General features: G+C 31.2%; 17 protein-coding genes and 1 pseudogene. 8 read left to right on the top strand and 10 right to left on the bottom strand.

The genetic code is table 11. The features are described from left to right. Window positions 1-58 precede the first annotated feature (58 nt). The 3 genes from ACU4C5_RS02650 (at window position 59) to yaaA (ending at window position 2,526) form a co-directional block, all read left to right on the top strand. Window positions 59-616: a PASTA domain-containing protein gene (locus ACU4C5_RS02650; RefSeq protein ID WP_446845506.1), complete on the top strand. Its 558-nt coding sequence runs from the start codon at window positions 59-61 to the stop codon at window positions 614-616. Between the two features lie 2 nt (window positions 617-618). Continuing rightward, the gene (locus tag ACU4C5_RS02645; protein WP_446846417.1) at window positions 619-1,659 is read left to right on the top strand and encodes an RluA family pseudouridine synthase; all 1,041 of its coding nucleotides are present in this window, start codon (window positions 619-621) and stop codon (window positions 1,657-1,659) included. 108 nt (window positions 1,660-1,767) lie between these two features. After that, entirely contained in the window at window positions 1,768-2,526 is a 759-nt protein-coding gene (yaaA, locus tag ACU4C5_RS02640) for a peroxide stress protein YaaA (protein WP_446845505.1), read from the top strand. On the opposite strand, the gene ACU4C5_RS02635 is transcribed toward yaaA, so the two are convergent. Next, window positions 2,527-2,658 (bottom strand): 30S ribosomal protein THX, encoded by a 132-nt coding sequence (locus ACU4C5_RS02635; RefSeq protein ID WP_446845504.1) that lies wholly within the window; start codon window positions 2,656-2,658, stop codon window positions 2,527-2,529. 61 nt (window positions 2,659-2,719) lie between these two features. Here ACU4C5_RS02635 and ACU4C5_RS02630 point away from each other — a divergent pair. Both ACU4C5_RS02630 and ACU4C5_RS02625 read left to right on the top strand, forming a co-directional pair. Next, window positions 2,720-3,373: pseudogene (locus tag ACU4C5_RS02630) on the top strand (uracil-DNA glycosylase family protein). A 101-nt stretch (window positions 3,374-3,474) separates the two neighbouring features. Continuing rightward, window positions 3,475-4,836: a DEAD/DEAH box helicase gene (locus tag ACU4C5_RS02625; protein ID WP_446845503.1), complete on the top strand. Its 1,362-nt coding sequence runs from the start codon at window positions 3,475-3,477 to the stop codon at window positions 4,834-4,836. Between the two features lie 87 nt (window positions 4,837-4,923). Here ACU4C5_RS02625 and ACU4C5_RS02620 read toward each other — a convergent pair whose 3' ends face one another. The 6 genes from ACU4C5_RS02620 to rsfS form a co-directional block, all read right to left on the bottom strand. Further along, on the bottom strand, window positions 4,924-5,190 hold the full coding sequence (locus ACU4C5_RS02620; RefSeq protein WP_446845502.1) for an acyl-CoA-binding protein: 267 nt from the start codon (window positions 5,188-5,190) through the stop codon (window positions 4,924-4,926). Window positions 5,191-5,196: 6 nt separating this feature from the next. Further along, window positions 5,197-5,847 carry a phosphatidylserine decarboxylase family protein gene (locus ACU4C5_RS02615; RefSeq protein WP_446845501.1) on the bottom strand — a complete coding sequence of 217 codons (651 nt, stop codon included), beginning with the start codon at window positions 5,845-5,847 and terminating at the stop codon, window positions 5,197-5,199. After that, entirely contained in the window at window positions 5,837-6,658 is an 822-nt protein-coding gene (locus tag ACU4C5_RS02610) for a phosphatidate cytidylyltransferase (protein ID WP_446845500.1), read from the bottom strand. The genes ACU4C5_RS02615 and ACU4C5_RS02610 overlap by 11 nt, the downstream gene beginning before the upstream one ends. Window positions 6,659-6,731: 73 nt before the next feature. Continuing rightward, entirely contained in the window at window positions 6,732-7,340 is a 609-nt protein-coding gene (locus ACU4C5_RS02605; protein ID WP_446845498.1) for an LUD domain-containing protein, read from the bottom strand. Window positions 7,341-7,451: 111 nt separating this feature from the next. Further along, window positions 7,452-9,377, bottom strand: coding sequence for an ATP-dependent zinc metalloprotease FtsH (ftsH, locus tag ACU4C5_RS02600; RefSeq protein WP_446845497.1), 1,926 nt, complete (start codon window positions 9,375-9,377; stop codon window positions 7,452-7,454). Window positions 9,378-9,387: 10 nt separating this feature from the next. Next, on the bottom strand, window positions 9,388-9,759 hold the full coding sequence (gene rsfS, locus ACU4C5_RS02595) for a ribosome silencing factor (protein ID WP_446845496.1): 372 nt from the start codon (window positions 9,757-9,759) through the stop codon (window positions 9,388-9,390). Between the two features lie 96 nt (window positions 9,760-9,855). Here rsfS and ACU4C5_RS02590 point away from each other — a divergent pair, with 96 nt between their 5' ends. Further along, window positions 9,856-10,590, top strand: a complete 735-nt coding sequence (locus ACU4C5_RS02590; RefSeq protein ID WP_446845495.1) for a biotin--[acetyl-CoA-carboxylase] ligase — start codon at window positions 9,856-9,858, stop codon at window positions 10,588-10,590. Here ACU4C5_RS02590 and ACU4C5_RS02585 read toward each other — a convergent pair. Then, window positions 10,587-10,982: an SRPBCC family protein gene (locus ACU4C5_RS02585; RefSeq protein WP_446845494.1), complete on the bottom strand. Its 396-nt coding sequence runs from the start codon at window positions 10,980-10,982 to the stop codon at window positions 10,587-10,589. The two genes, ACU4C5_RS02590 and ACU4C5_RS02585, sit on opposite strands and share 4 nt — an antisense overlap. A gap of 27 nt (window positions 10,983-11,009) precedes the next feature. After that, a complete protein-coding gene (gene pyrE / locus ACU4C5_RS02580) occupies window positions 11,010-11,654 on the bottom strand; it encodes an orotate phosphoribosyltransferase (RefSeq protein WP_446845493.1) in 645 nt (214 codons plus the stop codon). Window positions 11,655-11,776: 122 nt separating this feature from the next. Here pyrE and ACU4C5_RS02575 point away from each other — a divergent pair, with 122 nt between their 5' ends. Further along, a complete protein-coding gene (locus tag ACU4C5_RS02575; RefSeq protein ID WP_446845492.1) occupies window positions 11,777-12,358 on the top strand; it encodes an NUDIX hydrolase in 582 nt (193 codons plus the stop codon). A gap of 62 nt (window positions 12,359-12,420) precedes the next feature. Continuing rightward, the gene (ctlX, locus tag ACU4C5_RS02570; protein WP_446845491.1) at window positions 12,421-13,377 is read left to right on the top strand and encodes a citrulline utilization hydrolase CtlX; all 957 of its coding nucleotides are present in this window, start codon (window positions 12,421-12,423) and stop codon (window positions 13,375-13,377) included. Here ctlX and ACU4C5_RS02565 read toward each other — a convergent pair. Continuing rightward, window positions 13,372-15,378 carry a tetratricopeptide repeat-containing sensor histidine kinase gene (locus tag ACU4C5_RS02565; RefSeq protein WP_446845490.1) on the bottom strand — a complete coding sequence of 669 codons (2,007 nt, stop codon included), beginning with the start codon at window positions 15,376-15,378 and terminating at the stop codon, window positions 13,372-13,374. The genes ctlX and ACU4C5_RS02565 overlap by 6 nt on opposite strands. Between the last annotated feature and the right edge of the window lie 389 nt (window positions 15,379-15,767).

Here is a 15,767-nt window from a genome sequence, read left to right as displayed (position 1 = left end):
AAAGCAAAAGAAAAAACCTTAGAGTTTTTATATATTTGCCCTAACTTAATATTGTTACATGAGTATCATAAAATTTCTTACCAGTAAAGTGTTTTTTAAACAATTAGTACTTGCAGTTATCGCTGTAGTGATTTTTTGTTTTTTAATGTTGCAATGGTTGTCTAGTACAACAAATCATGGCGAATTTATAGAAGTACCAGATTTAGCAGGAAAATCTTTAGAGACCGTACAAATTGAGTTGAACGATAAAAGTTTAGCGATGGAAATACAAGACTCGGCAAATTTTAATCCAAAATACCCAAAATTTTCTGTGATTGAGCAATATCCTTTAGCAGGAACTCAGGTGAAAGAAAACAGAAAAATATACTTGATTATAAACCCTTCGGGATATCGTAAAGTTGCAGTGCCAAATATTGAACGCCGTACATTCAGGCAAGCAAAACCTACACTTGAAGCCTTGGGTTTTAAAGTAGGTAAAACAACTTATATTGATGATCTTGGAAAAGACGAAGTTATAGCCATAAAATATAATGGCGAAACCATAAAAGCCGGTGATATGTTACCGCTAACTACTAAAATAGATTTAGTATTAGGTAACGGAAACCGCAGAAATTAATGATGACAGACGAGAATACACCAATTGAAGATACAGATAGCGATTTGTATGAACACTATTCATTTACTGCAGTAAAAGGGCAACAGCCTCTTAGAATAGATAAATATTTAATGAATTTTATTGAAAACGCAACGCGTAGTAAAATTCAGGCAGCAGCAAAAAACGGAAGCATTTTTGTTAACGATATTGCTGTAAAATCAAATTATAAAGTAAAACCGTTTGATAAAATACGTGTGCTTTTTGCGCATCCTCCTTACGAGAATTTATTAACACCAGAAGATATTCCTTTGGATATTGTGTATGAAGATGATACATTATTGGTAGTTAATAAACCAGCAGGAATGGTTGTGCATCCAGGTCACGGGAATTATTCGGGGACATTAATTAATGCCCTAATATTTCATTTTGATAACTTACCAATCAACTCTAGTGAACGCCCAGGATTAGTACACCGTATTGATAAAGATACTAGTGGACTTTTAGTGGTTGCCAAAACCGAACAGGCGATGGCACATTTATCAAAACAATTTTTCAATAAAACAAGTGAGCGCGAATACGTTGCTATTGTTTGGGGAAATGTTGAAGATGATGAAGGTACAGTTGATGGTCATATTGGTCGTCATCCAAAAAATAGACTTCAAAATACAGTTTATACAGGTGATGATATTGATAAAGGAAAACCTGCCGTTACACATTATAAAGTACTTGAGCGTTTAGGTTACGTTACTTTATTAACCTGTAAGTTAGAAACCGGACGTACGCATCAAATTCGTGTACATATGAAATATATTGGGCACACCTTATTTAATGACGAACGTTACGGAGGAGAGCGTATCTTAAAAGGAACTACATTTAGTAAGTATAAACAATTTGTTGATAACTGCTTTAAAGTCTTACCAAGACAAGCGCTACATGCAAAAACACTAGGTTTTGAGCATCCTGCAACAGGAGAATTTATGCGTTTTAATACAGATATTCCTACTGATATGCAATTGTGTATTGAAAAATGGAAACAGTATTCTAAACATCAAGAAATGGAATAGTAAATTATCTCAGTATAGTTTTTAGCTATACTGAGATAATAATATAAGAATTTCAAAACGCTATTTTATAATAAACTCCTTGTAAATTTGCCCTAAAGACACCAGATTATGAAACTTGTTATATCTCCAGCAAAATCTTTAGATTTAGATAGTAAATTACCAACAGACCAAGCTACAGAAGCCTCTTTTTTAAAAGAATCTAAGAAAATTAGTACACTTTTAAAAAAACAGTCTGCAAAAGAATTATCGCAGTTAATGCGTATTTCGGATAATTTAGGACAGTTAAATTACGAGCGTAATCAAGAATGGAACTTACCATTTACAAAAGAAAATGCAAGACCAGCAGTTTATGCTTTTAACGGAGATGTGTATCGCGGATTAGGTGCTTATACAATTTCCGAAGAAAAAATTGAAGATCTTCAAAATACAGTACGTATTCTTTCTGGACTTTACGGAATACTAAAACCTTTAGATTTAATACAGGCTTACCGTTTGGAAATGGGCACAAAATTCCCCGTAGGAAAAAATAAAAATTTATATGAATTTTGGAAAACACAATTAACCGCATCACTTAATAATGAATTAAAAGATGATGAGGTGTTTGTTAATTTGGCTAGTAATGAATATTTTAAAGCTATTGATACCAAAGCATTAAAAGTTCCTGTAACTCATATTAAATTCTTAGAGTTTAAAAACGGAAAGCATAAGGTAATCGCTATATTCTCAAAATTAGCAAGAGGTTTAATGGCGCGATTTATTGTAGAAACTAATGCACAAACTGTAGATGATTTAAAAGCCTTTACTGCCGAAAATTACGGTTATAGTGAAACGTTATCATCAGAACACGAATTGGTATTTACTCGCTAATTAAACTTTAGGTTTTTTAGAAATATTTATTTTATCTTCGGTACGCGGACGTTTTTTTATTTTAAGACGTTTAGTCCCAAAAGTCCCTTTATGTATTTTACCTCGTTTTGTTTTTTTGTCTCCTTTTCCCATGTTTTTGTTTAATTTTAGATATTTAATGTACGAAAAATAAGACGTAAAACCAAACCAAAACGTGTTTATTTATAAGCATCCATATCCGCCATTTATAAAAGAAGATACTACAAAACTAATTGTTGGTACACTTCCACCACCTCGTTTTTCAACTGGAGAACTTAAGGAAAAGGATGTTGATTTCTGTTATGGTAGTTACTATAATAGTCTGTGGTTATTTATTGATAAGATTTATAATCTTAATTTGAGTTACGATAATTCGGAAGAAGCAATAGAGTAGCGTAAGCATTTTTTAATCACTCATAAAATAGGTGTTTGTGATATTGTAGCTAAAGCTAAACGCAAAAAAATTGATGCTTCAGATATAGGGTTGTAGCATATTGAATTGCGAAACATTATAGGGTATCTAAAAGAATTTCCTAATATAGATACTTTATTATTCACTGGAGGAAATAGTAAAAATGGACCCGAATATTTTTTCAGAAAACATATAAAACCACTTCAATTAAAATTAGAACTGGTTTGTAATGAGGTTCCAAGAATTCATCAATTTACTTTAAACGGAAGAGTAATCAAGACCGTTTCATTAACTTCGGGGTCTGGAGCTGCAAATATTTCTATTAGCAGATTGCCATTATATAAACACTTAAAAGCCAAAAATACAGCATTTAATACTTTCGATTTTAGAGTGCTACAGTACCAAGAGTTCATATAATATCACCATTTTACCAAACTTAGCATAAATAAGCCGTATCTTTGTAGCTTAATATAGAATGACGCTAAACATGATAGATGGTCATTCGCCAAATAATTTCTATGTCATTTCAATCTTTAGGCCTATCCGAAGCCTTGCTAAAAGCGATTAGCGAAAAAGGATACACTACCCCAAGTCCAATTCAAGAAAAAGCAATTCCATCAGTATTAGAAGGAAGAGATGTTTTAGCATCAGCGCAAACAGGAACAGGGAAAACAGCAGGTTTTACACTACCATTACTTCATATATTATCTCAAAAAGAAAAATCTCGTCAACGACCAGTTCGTGCCTTGGTTTTAACACCAACTCGTGAGTTAGCGGCGCAAGTTTATGATAATGTAAAAGAGTACAGTAAATATTTAGATTTACGTAGTGCTGTAATTTTTGGTGGAGTTAATCAAAAACCACAAGTAGCACAATTACGCCAAGGTGTAGATGTTTTAGTTGCCACACCAGGACGTTTGTTAGATTTACATAGCCAAGGCGTGTTATCTTTAGCTAAGATTCAAATTTTTGTCTTAGATGAAGCTGATAGAATGCTGGATATGGGATTTTTAAGAGATATTGAGCGCGTAATGCAATTAATGCCTTCTAAACGTCAGAATTTATTATTCTCAGCTACGTTTTCAAAAGATATTAAAAAGTTAGCTAACGGTATTTTAAACAAACCAGTAATGGTTGAAGCAACTAGAGAAAACTCTACTGTTGAAGCTATTTCTCAAAAAGTATATCGTGTAGCAAAAGAGAAAAAAACAGATTTACTTATAAAAGTAATTTCTGATGGAAACTGGAAACAAGTTTTAGTTTTTACACGTACAAAACACGGTGCCAATAAACTTTGTAAGAAAATGATTAGCTCAGGGATTACTGCTGCAGCTATTCACGGAAATAAAAGTCAAGGCGCAAGAACAAAAGCATTAGCTGGTTTTAAAAATGGAAGTGTTAGTGTTTTGGTAGCTACAGATATTGCAGCTAGAGGATTAGATATTCCGTTATTACCGCACGTTGTTAACTTTGAATTACCAAATATCTCTGAAGATTATGTTCACAGAATTGGTAGAACGGGTAGAGCAGGAGCTAGTGGAGAAGCTTTATCTCTAGTAAGTGCAGATGAAACTACTTTTTTACGTGATATTGAAAAATTAGTAGGAGAGAAAATTCCTGTTGAAATCATTGAAGGTTTTGAACCAGATCCAAATGCATCAACAGCACCTATAAAACAAGGTCAAGGTGGTGGAGGTCGCCGTAATAATACAAGAAACGCATCTGGAGGAGGAAGCTCTAGAGGTGGAAATTCAAGAAGTGGAAACTCTAGAGGAGGAGATACTTCAAGAAAATCTAATTCTAACGGTGGAGGTAGACGTTCTGAAAAGCCAAAATCTGATAGCACAAGAGAAAGCCGTTCGGCAGATAGAAGACGCTAAAAACGTTTTATATAGATAAAAAAAGAAGCACATTATAAATGTGCTTCTTTTTTTTGTTTTATATGTAATAAGATGTATTGTGTTTTGTTATTTTCGGTACAGAAAATAATTGTTTACTAAATCAATGTAAACACGTTTTGCTTCTTCTTGAGAAACATTTTTTACCTGAAATAAAGCATTTGTTTTAAATGCATTTATAATAGGTTTTCTACTACTTGGTCTTTCGTAGTTGTTAGTAGCTTTTTTGTAGTAAGCATATAAACGCAATAAAAAATCTGCGGGATATTGCTCAGTATGAGTACTAATAAGTTCTACGGCATCTTCAAATGCTATGTTTAATTCTTCCGGGGTCATTCTTAATTATAATTCAGCAATTACAGTTTCGCCACCTTTTACAACTTGGTTAAGGGACACTTTAATTTTGGTGTCCAAAGGTAGAAATAAATCTACTCTCGAACCAAATTTAATAAAACCTGAGTCTCCACCTTGTACAGCAGTGGCATCAACTTTTGCATAATTTACAATTCTTTTTGCTAAAGCACCAGCAATTTGACGGTGTAATACTTTACCAAATGTATCGTTTTCAACAACTACGGTTGTGCGTTCGTTTTCTTCGCTAGCTTTTGGATGCCATGCAACCAAAAATTTACCTGGATGGTATTTGCTAAACACAACTTTACCCGCAATAGGGTAGCGTGTTACGTGTACATTTATAGGTGACATGAATACTGAAACTTGCAAACGTTTTTCGTTGAAATATTCTTTTTCAAAAACTTCTTCAATAACTACAACTTTTCCATCAACAGGAGAAAGTGCTTGATTTGCATTTAAAACGGTATGACGTTTTGGATTTCTGAAAAATTGAAGGATTAAAATTAAAAATCCTAAAACAACTAACATTAAGGTTGTTCTTACCCATGGTAATTGTACAAAATAATCAATAGCAAAAATTGCTGCTACCACTATTGCTAATGTAATAAATATAATTTTTTGTCCTTCTTTATGAAACATAAGTTGTTATTCTTAAAAATAAATAAATAAATGGTGCTGCAAATATAATACTATCTAAACGATCTAGCAGTCCGCCATGACCAGGCATTATTTTGCCACTGTCTTTTACTTTTGCTTGTCGTTTAAATTTTGATTCAATTAAATCTCCTAATGTTCCAAAAACACTAATAATAATCGCGAGTATTAGCCATTGAGAAAAGTTTAAAGTTTCGGTAAATTTAGCTATAAAATAACTTGCTACACAGGCGAAAAATAAACCTCCTAAAAAACCTTCTACTGTTTTTTTAGGTGAAATACTAGGGAAAAGCTTTTGCTTACCAAAGTTTTTTCCTACTAGATAGGCAAAAGAATCATTCACCCAAATAAGGATAAAAGCGCCTAAAGGGTATAGTGGTGTAAATTGGTGATTAAAGTTTGCTGTTAGTAATAAAAACACAAAACCACTAGTGATGTATAATGTGGTGATAATGAATCGTTTAGTTTTAAATAGTGGGATTCTTTTTTTAGAAAATAAATCTTTAATTAAAATTAATCCTACAAAAATACTTAAGACTTGTAATATTTGAATTGAAGCATTAAAACCTTCTGTAGAGTTAATAATTGTTGACCAATATCCGAAACCAAAATATAATATTATAAAAAGGATATATGGAATAATACTTTTGAACCCAATAAGTTTTTTGAATTCTACTAGTGATACTATCCCAAAAAAGAAAAACAAAGCGGTTAACGCATGTTGTGAAAATAAACAGAGAATAAGTAAGGCTACATATACAGCTCCTGATATTGCTCTTGTTACGAGTTCTTTCATGTAATAGTTGGTTATGCTTTTATTATTGAAATGTAGTAGGTGTTTTTAGGTGTTAAAAACGAATACATTTCGATTATAAATCTTCTAAAAGAAGCAAATATAAGTTTTTTGAACAACTTCCATAGCTTAAGAAGTCTGAATCTTCTAAAGTTTTAAAGTGTTTTATAGCTGTAATGTTTGTAGGGATCTTACCGTTGTTCTTTATCTTTATTCCAGAAAGTACTTCGTCTTTGTTTTCAATGAACTGACTAGTAGTGGCATAAATAATAAAATTTTCAGGAAGTTCATTCAGCTTTGTTTCTGCAATTTGATTAGAACACATTAAAAGTGAACCATCATCAGCGATTAAATATTCGCAAGTTGAAAGAAAGTAAGTGCTTTCTGATATTTGTTTACTTGAGTTTAAGTTGAATTTTTTAAAGGATTCTACTAATCTATCATCCAATATAAGTGCTTTTTCATCTTCCCATCCATTTTCATTTAGGATGTTAGCTAAGCTTTGGTGTACTTCTTCCAGATCTTCACAATAAATAAATTTACCTCCATTTTCTTTAAAATTAATTGTAAATCTTTCATCAACAGGTAGCTTTTCTTCGGGCATATGCATACCTCTTTCTTCATTTTGAATGCTAATGTCTTCTGTTTTAGATTTACTTCCAAAGAATTTTTGAAATAGACTCATTTATCTTTTTACTATTATCTGGGTTATTTTTAGTGTATAATCTCAAATATAAAAAAACTTAAACTAACACAGGGTCAATTTAAGTTTTTTATAAGAATATTAAGGTATTATTTATGCTTGTTCTTCCTTTATAAACGCGCGTTTTCCAAAAATTGTTTCTAAATTATCTTTAAAAATAACTTCTTTTTCTAATAATACTTCAGCTAGTTCAGTTAGCTTGTCTTTGTTTTCTTCTAAAATGGTTAAAGCACGTTGGTATTGTGTTTCAATGATCTTAGAAATTTCTTCATCAATTAGCTCTGCTGTTTTTTCACTGTATGGTTTTGTAAAACTACCTTCAGATTGTCCTGAATCATAGTAAGTAAGGTTTCCTACTTTTTCACTCAATCCGTAAACAGTTACCATTGCTCTAGCTTGTTTCGTTACTTTTTCAAGATCACTTAAAGCACCTGTAGAAATCTTATTGAAGATCACTTTTTCGGCAGCTCTACCACCTAATGCAGCACACATTTCGTCTAGCATTTGTTCTGTTCTTACAATAAGGCGTTCTTCTGGTAAATACCAAGCTGCTCCTAATGATTGCCCACGTGGAACAATAGTTACTTTTACAAGTGGTGCAGCGTGTTCTAGCATCCAACTTATTGTAGCATGACCAGCTTCGTGATAAGCAACAGCTTTCTTTTCGCTAGGCGTAACAATTTTATTTTTCTTTTCAAGTCCACCAACAATTCTGTCAACAGCATCTAAGAAATCTTGTTTATCTACTGCTTTTTTATCGTGTCTTGCAGCAATTAAAGCCGCTTCATTACATACGTTTGCAATATCAGCTCCAGAGAATCCTGGAGTTTGTTTTGCTAAAAATTCAGCATCTAATTTCTCAGATTGTTTGATAGGTCTTAAGTGAACTTCAAAAATTTCTTTACGTTCTCTAACGTCTGGTAGGTCAACAAAAATTTGTCTATCAAAACGTCCAGCACGCATTAAAGCTTTATCTAGAACGTCTGCTCTATTTGTTGCAGCAAGTACAATTACGTTTGTATTTGTTCCAAAACCATCCATCTCAGTTAGCAATTGGTTAAGTGTGTTTTCACGTTCATCATTAGAACCTGAAAAATTACTTTTCCCTCTTGCTCTACCAATGGCATCAATTTCATCAATAAAAATGATTGCTGGCGATTTTTCTTTAGCTTGTTTAAATAAGTCTCTTACACGAGAAGCTCCAACTCCTACAAACATTTCAACAAAATCTGATCCAGATAGTGAAAAGAATGGTACTTGTGCTTCACCTGCAACAGCTTTTGCTAATAAGGTTTTACCTGTTCCTGGTTGTCCTACTAGTAAAGCTCCTTTAGGTATCTTACCTCCAAGAGAGGTGTATTTTTCAGGGTTTTTAAGAAAGTCTACAATTTCTTGTACTTCTTCTTTAGCACCTTCTAAACCAGCAACATCTTTAAAAGTAGTTTTGATATCTGTTTTCTCATCAAATAGTTTGGCTTTAGATTTTCCAATATTGAAAATCTGACCTCCAGCGCCTCCGCCTCCGCCACCAGACATACGTTTCATGATAAAAATCCAAACTCCAATAATTAAAACAAACGGAAGTAATGAAAAGATAAAATTACCCCATACATTTTCTTCTGTTTGATATTTTAATACAGTGTTTAAATTGTTTTCACTAACAGTTTTATTGATGTTTTGTTCAAAGTTTTGTAAGTCACCAAACTCAAACGAGTAATTTGGTTGTGCACTTACTGCAGGAAAAATACTTGATTTTTCTTTCCCTTTGTGAATTTCTTTCTTTTTAGCTTCATCTGTAAGATAAACTTTAGCTTCTCTTTTGTTTACAATTTCAACTTTAGAAACATCACCTTCTTTAAGGTATTCTAAAAATTGAGAAGGTGTAGTTGTAGCAATATCTCCATCACCAAATCCACCTGTAAATACATTTATAGCTAAAATTCCTACAATAGCTAAGCCGTAAAACCAATACATACTAAGTTTTGGTTTTTTATTTGAATTTTTCTTGTCGTTTGCCATTAATGTGTGTTTAGTAACTTGTTTTTATAACAGTTGTTTTTGCATCTCCCCATAAACTTTCAATGTCGTAGTAATCTCTAATGTGATTTTGAAACACATGTACAACAACATTTACGTAATCCATAAGTACCCACTCAGCATTATCCGTACCTTCTACGTGCCAAGGATTGTCTTTAAGTTGTTTACTAACTTTCTTTTGGATTGAGTTAACTATGGCGTTTACCTGCGTATTTGAAGACCCTTCGCAAACGATAAAATAGTCACAAACTGTATTTTCAATTTCTCTTAAGTCGAGAATTGTAATCTCTTTTCCTTTTACATCTTCAATACCAGCTAAAATAGTTGTTATTAATTGGTCTGAATTAGTGTTTTTATTAGCCATTAAAATGATTTAGTTTTGTGCAAAGTTATTATTTTTTTAGTTCTTTTGAGTTTTAATTATTCATAAGAAAAATATAAATTAATATTTGCCATTGAAATGCATATAATCAAACTTAATGCCATTGACTCAACAAACTCTTTTTTAAGACGTTTAAGTGCTGCTCAAAATCTTGACGACTATACCGTTGTTGTTACAAAACATCAAACAAAAGGTCGCGGCCAAATGGGAACACTTTGGAAGTCTGAAGACGCGAAAAACCTTATGTTTAGTGCGTTTAAAGATGTTTCCTTTATTGAGGTGCAACATCATTTTTACATTAGTATTGTTGTTGCTTTGTCTGTTTTTGAAGCCCTAAACCAATTTGATATTAAAAAATTAAAAATAAAATGGCCAAACGACATTTTGGCAGATAATAAAAAAATTGCAGGTATTTTAATTGAAAATGTCATAAAACAAAATCAATTACAAGCATCAATTATTGGGGTTGGAATAAATGTTAATCAAACTAATTTTGAAAATTTGCCGCAAGCGTCATCTTTAAAATCACTTTCTGGTCGTGTTTTTAATGTAGAAGAAATTTTAGACGCTATTGTAAAACGATTAAAAGTGAATTTTGAGTCGTTAACAAATAAAGAGGGGTATGAGATTTTAAAAAAGCGTTATGAAAGCCATCTGTTTAGAAAAAACAAACCTTCAACATTTAAAAATGCTGAAGGTGAAATGTTTTCTGGTTTTATAAAAGGAGTTTCAGATTATGGAAATCTTAAAGTGCTTTTAGAAGATGATATTCTTAAATTATATGATTTAAAAGAAATCTCTTTAATGTATTAAACTACTGCAGTCATGTTTGAGGCAAGTGTTTCAATAAATTTACTGATTGGGCCTTTTATCATCATTGCCATCATCGCGTTAAACTCGCCATCAAAATTTAATTGTACTTCACTTGTAGTGTCATTAACTTCTGTAATATTAGCAATTAAAGAAAAATTTAATTTTCCACCTGCAGCTCCCAAAACAATTTTATTTGGTGCTATAGCTTCTTTTTTCTTTAATACAATCTCAGGCATTCCTTTTAAGGCAAAAAGAAATTTATCTTCACCTAATACTTCAAATTTACTAATGTTTTCAGGCATTAGTTTTTCAAAATTTTTAACATCAGATAAGAAGTCAAAGGTGTTTTGTGGAGATTTATTTACGGTTACTTTTGGTGATTGTAAGTTCATGTGTGTGTCTATTTTAATTTAATGGTATCAATTAGCATTCCATTCGCTTGGATTTGCATTCCATTGTGCCAAAAGGTCTTGTTGGTCTTTGGTAATATAGTTAGTGTCTAAGGCTTGTTCTAATAGACTAGGATAGTCACTTAATGTTTGTAGTTCTACATTTGCTGCTTCAAAATTAGTTTTAGCAATGTCAAATCCATAAGTAAAAATAGCAAGCATTCCTTTTACGTTTGCTCCTGCTTCTTTTAATGCTTTTACAGCGTTTAAGCTGCTTTTTCCTGTGCTTATTAAATCTTCAATAACTACAACGTTTTGTCCAGAATCTAGATGGCCTTCAATTTGGTTTTGGCGACCATGAGATTTTGCTTCAGGACGTACATATATAAAAGGAAGACCTAAATATTCGGCAACTAAAATACCAATTCCAATAGCACCCGTTGCTACACCTGCAATAACATCTGGTTTTCCATAATGGTCTTCAATCTGTTTTGCCATCGTTTCGCGTATGTAGTTACGAATAAGAGGGTAAGATAAACTAATTCTGTTGTCGCAATAGATTGGAGATTTCCATCCAGAAGCCCAAGTGAAAGGTTCAAGAGGACTAAGTTTTATAGCATTAATCTGCAATAAAACTTCTGCGGTTTTTTTGGCTGTGTGTGTGTTAAAAATCATATTGCAAAACTACGAATTTTTGTTAAAAATGAATTTGAAAATTTTAAATAAAATTATTTTTCAAATGCTTATTTTGAATTGAAAAATGATATTTTTACATTAAATTGTTATAATCTTATATAATGTATAGAGTTTTTGTAAACGACAAGCCTATTGTATTAACTACAGAAGTTAGTAAAGAAACTAATTTTAAAAATTACCTTTTAGATAATATTGATATTGAAAAAGTAATAAAAGAGTTAAATACTACAGATTTGCAAGAGGTGCGCCTAATTCATAAAAATGCTGATAAACTTCTAAAAAAGTTTCTTAAAAAACTGCCTAATGTAATTGCTGGTGGCGGAAAAGTATATAATGAAAAAGGTGATGTTTTATTTATTTTCAGAAATAATAAATGGGATTTACCCAAGGGGAAAGCAGAAGCTAAAGAATCTATTGAAGAAACTTCTATTAGAGAAGTTGAAGAAGAAACAGGTGTTGAAGGCTTAGAAATTGTAAAACCCTTAGATATTACTTACCATATTTTTAAACGTCACGGAAAATATAAAATTAAAGTAACACATTGGTTTGAAATGAAAACAGCTTTCGCTGGAAAGTTAGAACCTCAAGAAGAAGAGGGGATTACAAAGGTAGAATGGCTCAATAGTGAAGAAAGTATTGATGCACTTAATAATTCTTATGCAAACATTAAATTACTTGTGTAACTTTGCAAAAACTTTAATAAGTTTTAAACGTATAAAAATTCTCTTAAAATTACAATTTCATAATGCAACAAATTACCAATACTATTTTAATGATTCGTCCTGTAAATTTCAGAATGAATGAGCAAACTGCTGTAAATAACTATTTTCAAGAAGAGTTATCACTTAAAAATATTGAAATTAATGCTAAAGCTCAAAATGAATTTGATGTCTTTGTTGAAAAATTAACAGCTGTAGGTATTCAGGTAATTGTTGAGCATGATGCTAAAGAATTAGATACACCAGATTCTATTTTCCCTAATAACTGGGTAAGTTTTCATAGTAATGGAGATGTTGGTTTGTATCCAATGTTTGCCGAAAACCGCCGTAAAGAACGTCGTGAAGAAGTGCTTTTACGTTTAGAAAAAGAAGGATTTGAAATTAATAATGTTGTAGATTACACAAGTGCCGAAGACGAAGGTTTATTTCTAGAAGGTACCGGAAGTTTACTTTTAGATCGCGTTAACGAAAAGGCTTACTGTGCATTATCTGCAAGAGCTGATGAAGAATTATTTATTGAGTTTTGCGAAGATTTTGAGTATACTCCAATAGTATTTAATGCCAATCAAACTGTAGATGATAAGCGTTTACCTATTTATCATACCAATGTGATGATGTGTTTAGCTGAAAACTTTACTGTGATTTGTCTTGAATCTATAGATGATAAAAAGGAAAGAAAAAATGTGGTTTCTAGTCTTAAAAAAGACGGAAAACAAATTATAGAAATATCTGAAGCTCAAATGCATCAATTTGCAGGTAATATGTTACAACTTCGTGGCGCAGATGACAAGCGTTATTTAGTAATGAGCGAAGCGGCTCATAATAGTTTAACCGCTTCTCAAATTGCTAGAATTGAAAAACATTGTACTATTTTATCTAGTTCTCTACAAACTATTGAAACTTGTGGTGGTGGAAGTGCACGTTGTATGATGGCTGAGGTGTTTTTACCTAAAGCAACTGCAACAATGAAGGTTGTTTTATAAAGATTTTCTAGGGAGTTTAATAAAAAATTGACTCCCAATATTCTCTTTGCTTTTTACCCAAATATCACCCTTATTAATTTGTATTAATTCTTTGCAAATGGTGAGTCCTAATCCTGTACCTTTTTCATTACAAGTACCGTTAGTAGAAAAGGCGCTTTTTTTGAAAAGTTTATCGATGTTTTCTTGAGCGATTCCTACTCCAGAATCTTCAATGGTAATTATTATATTTTCACTTTCTAAAATTGTTGAAATTGTTATGCTGTCTTCAACAGAACAAAATTTTACAGCATTAGTTATAAGATTCTGAATTACAATTCCTATCATATTCTTGTCTGCAAATACATAATGTTTTTTAGAGTTATCAATTAGAGTAATCTGTTTTTTACTAATTTTATTTTCAATCAGTCTTATTTTTTCCTGAAATACGTCTTGAATATTAAATAATTCTGGACGCGGATTTAGGTTTTGCATTTGTGTTTTAGACCAATTTAAAAGATTGTAAAGAAGAGATGATGCATTATCTGCATTTTCACTAAGTTCAGGAAGAAGTTCGTAAAATTCGTCTTTAGTTAAATTGTTATCTTTTAGTAAATCAATAAACCCTTTTATTGAAGATACCGAATCCTTTAAATCATGAGAAACTATAGAGAATAAACGGTCTTTAACATCGTTTGTTTCTTCTAAGTGTTTTTTTTGAGTTTCTATTTGAGTATTTTTATCTTCAAGATTTTTAGTGTATTTTATTCTGTTTTTTCGTTGTATATATACCATGATTAAAAACGAAATAGCAATTACCGCGATAATAATAAGTACAGCCGAAAAATATTTAAATTTCTTTAATTCATTCATTACATCTTTTGGTAAGAAATCATTTTCTGCACTATTAGTAGCGTGATTTGTAAGATGACTAGCGTATGAGTTTTTTATAAAACCGTCATCACGTAATTTTTCTTTTAAATCATAATATTTATTTTGCCAAAAAAAGGCGTTTTGAAATTTCTGCTCAGTCGAATCTATTTTTGTATGCAATAAATAATTATAGAGTAACTCTTTATTGTTGTTATTAGATTTGGCAATTGTATACGCTTCGTTTAACTGAGCTTTAGCCAGTTTGAGTTTATGCTTGTTGATATTAAGAGCTCCTATGTTATTTAACGTACTTGCAAGTTGTATTTTATTGCTTTGATTATGATTATATTGTAAAGCGGTAATTAAATATTTTTCTGCATTTACATAATCATTATTATGCATAAATTCTGTACCAATCTTGGTTAAAATTTCACCTTTTAATTTTTTGTCTGTAATAGAATTTAAAAGTTTAAGCGTGTTTTTGTAGTAGATAATAGCGTGTTCGTGTTTATTTTGTAATGCATACAAATTGGCTATGTTTTTTGATGTATTTTTCAGACCAATACTATCTTTTAAACACTGTTTAGTCTTTAAAGCTTTTAAATGGTACTCAAGCGATTTATCATTTTGGTTTGTGAGAAGATAAATTTTTGCTAAATCATCATAACTTAAACTTAGTTCATCCTTCATTTCTTTTAACTCAAAAAGGCGAGTGGCTATGAGAATGTGTTTTAAAGCTTTTTTGTAATTACCATTTTTAGTTTCAAAACTTCCTAGCTTATTGTTTGTTCGTGCAATACTTAAAGTATCATTAAGAATGGTGTATAGTTGTATCGCCGAGTAAAAATATTTAGTCGCGTTTTTATAATCATCTTTTTTAGCATAAATACAAGCTTTGTAATAGGTTGATTCTGCTGTGCCTTTTTTATAATTTATAGTTTTTGATAAGGTTTTAGCATTTTCAATAAACAAATCTGCTTTAGGGTAATTTTTACTAATAAACAGCTCTTTTACTAAATGTAATGTAGCATCTACCTTTAATGAATCTTCATTTTTATTGGCTAATTCTGCAGTAAGGCGATCTATTTCTTGAGTTTGACAAATACAAAAAAACGATGATAAAATTGCAGCTAATGTAATTAACTGTCTCATTTATATATGCTGGAATTATAAATTGAAATAGAGTTTTGATGTTGACTTACTACCTTGAGGTATAGGTAAGGTGTAAACACAAAACACAATAACAATCCTTTTTGAGGTTGAATATTGGGTGACATCAATTTAGGGGTCTTGATTAATAGCCTACCAAAAATGATTAAAATTGTTGTAATACGCTAATTTTTAGGTTTTAATGCATTAAAATCAGATGAAAAGGGGTGGAGTAAAGGTAAAGGTCTTTTTATATGTATTAAAAGGTGTTTTTTTTAAGCATATAAATTAATTTTAAATTAAATAAGCTGATTATTAAGCGTTAAAGTATCTTTTAGAGGTATGTGTGAAGTATTAAAAAATGATCAATTACAATGATTTGATAATCAGTT

Source organism: Lacinutrix undariae (assembly GCF_052934785.1).
The sequence above is the reverse complement of the archived record's forward strand: the minus strand, read 5'-3'. Positions and strand labels throughout refer to the sequence as shown.

Bases quoted from the DNA above. Each gene is read 5' to 3' on its own strand.
- ACU4C5_RS02650 (WP_446845506.1), top strand. From the start codon at position 59: ATGAGTATCATAAAATTTCTTACCAGTAAAGTGTTTTTTAAACAATTA.
- ACU4C5_RS02610 (WP_446845500.1), bottom strand. From the start codon at position 6,658: ATGAAAGAACTCGTAACAAGAGCAATATCAGGAGCTGTATATGTAGCC.
- ACU4C5_RS02635 (WP_446845504.1), bottom strand. From the start codon at position 2,658: ATGGGAAAAGGAGACAAAAAAACAAAACGAGGTAAAATACATAAAGGG.
- ACU4C5_RS02625 (WP_446845503.1), top strand. From the start codon at position 3,475: ATGTCATTTCAATCTTTAGGCCTATCCGAAGCCTTGCTAAAAGCGATT.
- ACU4C5_RS02575 (WP_446845492.1), top strand. From the start codon at position 11,777: ATGTATAGAGTTTTTGTAAACGACAAGCCTATTGTATTAACTACAGAA.
- ftsH (WP_446845497.1), bottom strand. From the start codon at position 9,377: ATGGCAAACGACAAGAAAAATTCAAATAAAAAACCAAAACTTAGTATG.
- ACU4C5_RS02585 (WP_446845494.1), bottom strand. From the start codon at position 10,982: ATGAACTTACAATCACCAAAAGTAACCGTAAATAAATCTCCACAAAAC.
- ctlX (WP_446845491.1), top strand. From the start codon at position 12,421: ATGCAACAAATTACCAATACTATTTTAATGATTCGTCCTGTAAATTTC.
- yaaA (WP_446845505.1), top strand. From the start codon at position 1,768: ATGAAACTTGTTATATCTCCAGCAAAATCTTTAGATTTAGATAGTAAA.
- ACU4C5_RS02565 (WP_446845490.1), bottom strand. From the start codon at position 15,378: ATGAGACAGTTAATTACATTAGCTGCAATTTTATCATCGTTTTTTTGT.
- rsfS (WP_446845496.1), bottom strand. From the start codon at position 9,759: ATGGCTAATAAAAACACTAATTCAGACCAATTAATAACAACTATTTTA.
- pyrE (WP_446845493.1), bottom strand. From the start codon at position 11,654: ATGATTTTTAACACACACACAGCCAAAAAAACCGCAGAAGTTTTATTG.
- ACU4C5_RS02590 (WP_446845495.1), top strand. From the start codon at position 9,856: ATGCATATAATCAAACTTAATGCCATTGACTCAACAAACTCTTTTTTA.
- ACU4C5_RS02620 (WP_446845502.1), bottom strand. From the start codon at position 5,190: ATGACCCCGGAAGAATTAAACATAGCATTTGAAGATGCCGTAGAACTT.
- ACU4C5_RS02615 (WP_446845501.1), bottom strand. From the start codon at position 5,847: ATGTTTCATAAAGAAGGACAAAAAATTATATTTATTACATTAGCAATA.
- ACU4C5_RS02605 (WP_446845498.1), bottom strand. From the start codon at position 7,340: ATGAGTCTATTTCAAAAATTCTTTGGAAGTAAATCTAAAACAGAAGAC.
- ACU4C5_RS02645 (WP_446846417.1), top strand. From the start codon at position 619: ATGACAGACGAGAATACACCAATTGAAGATACAGATAGCGATTTGTAT.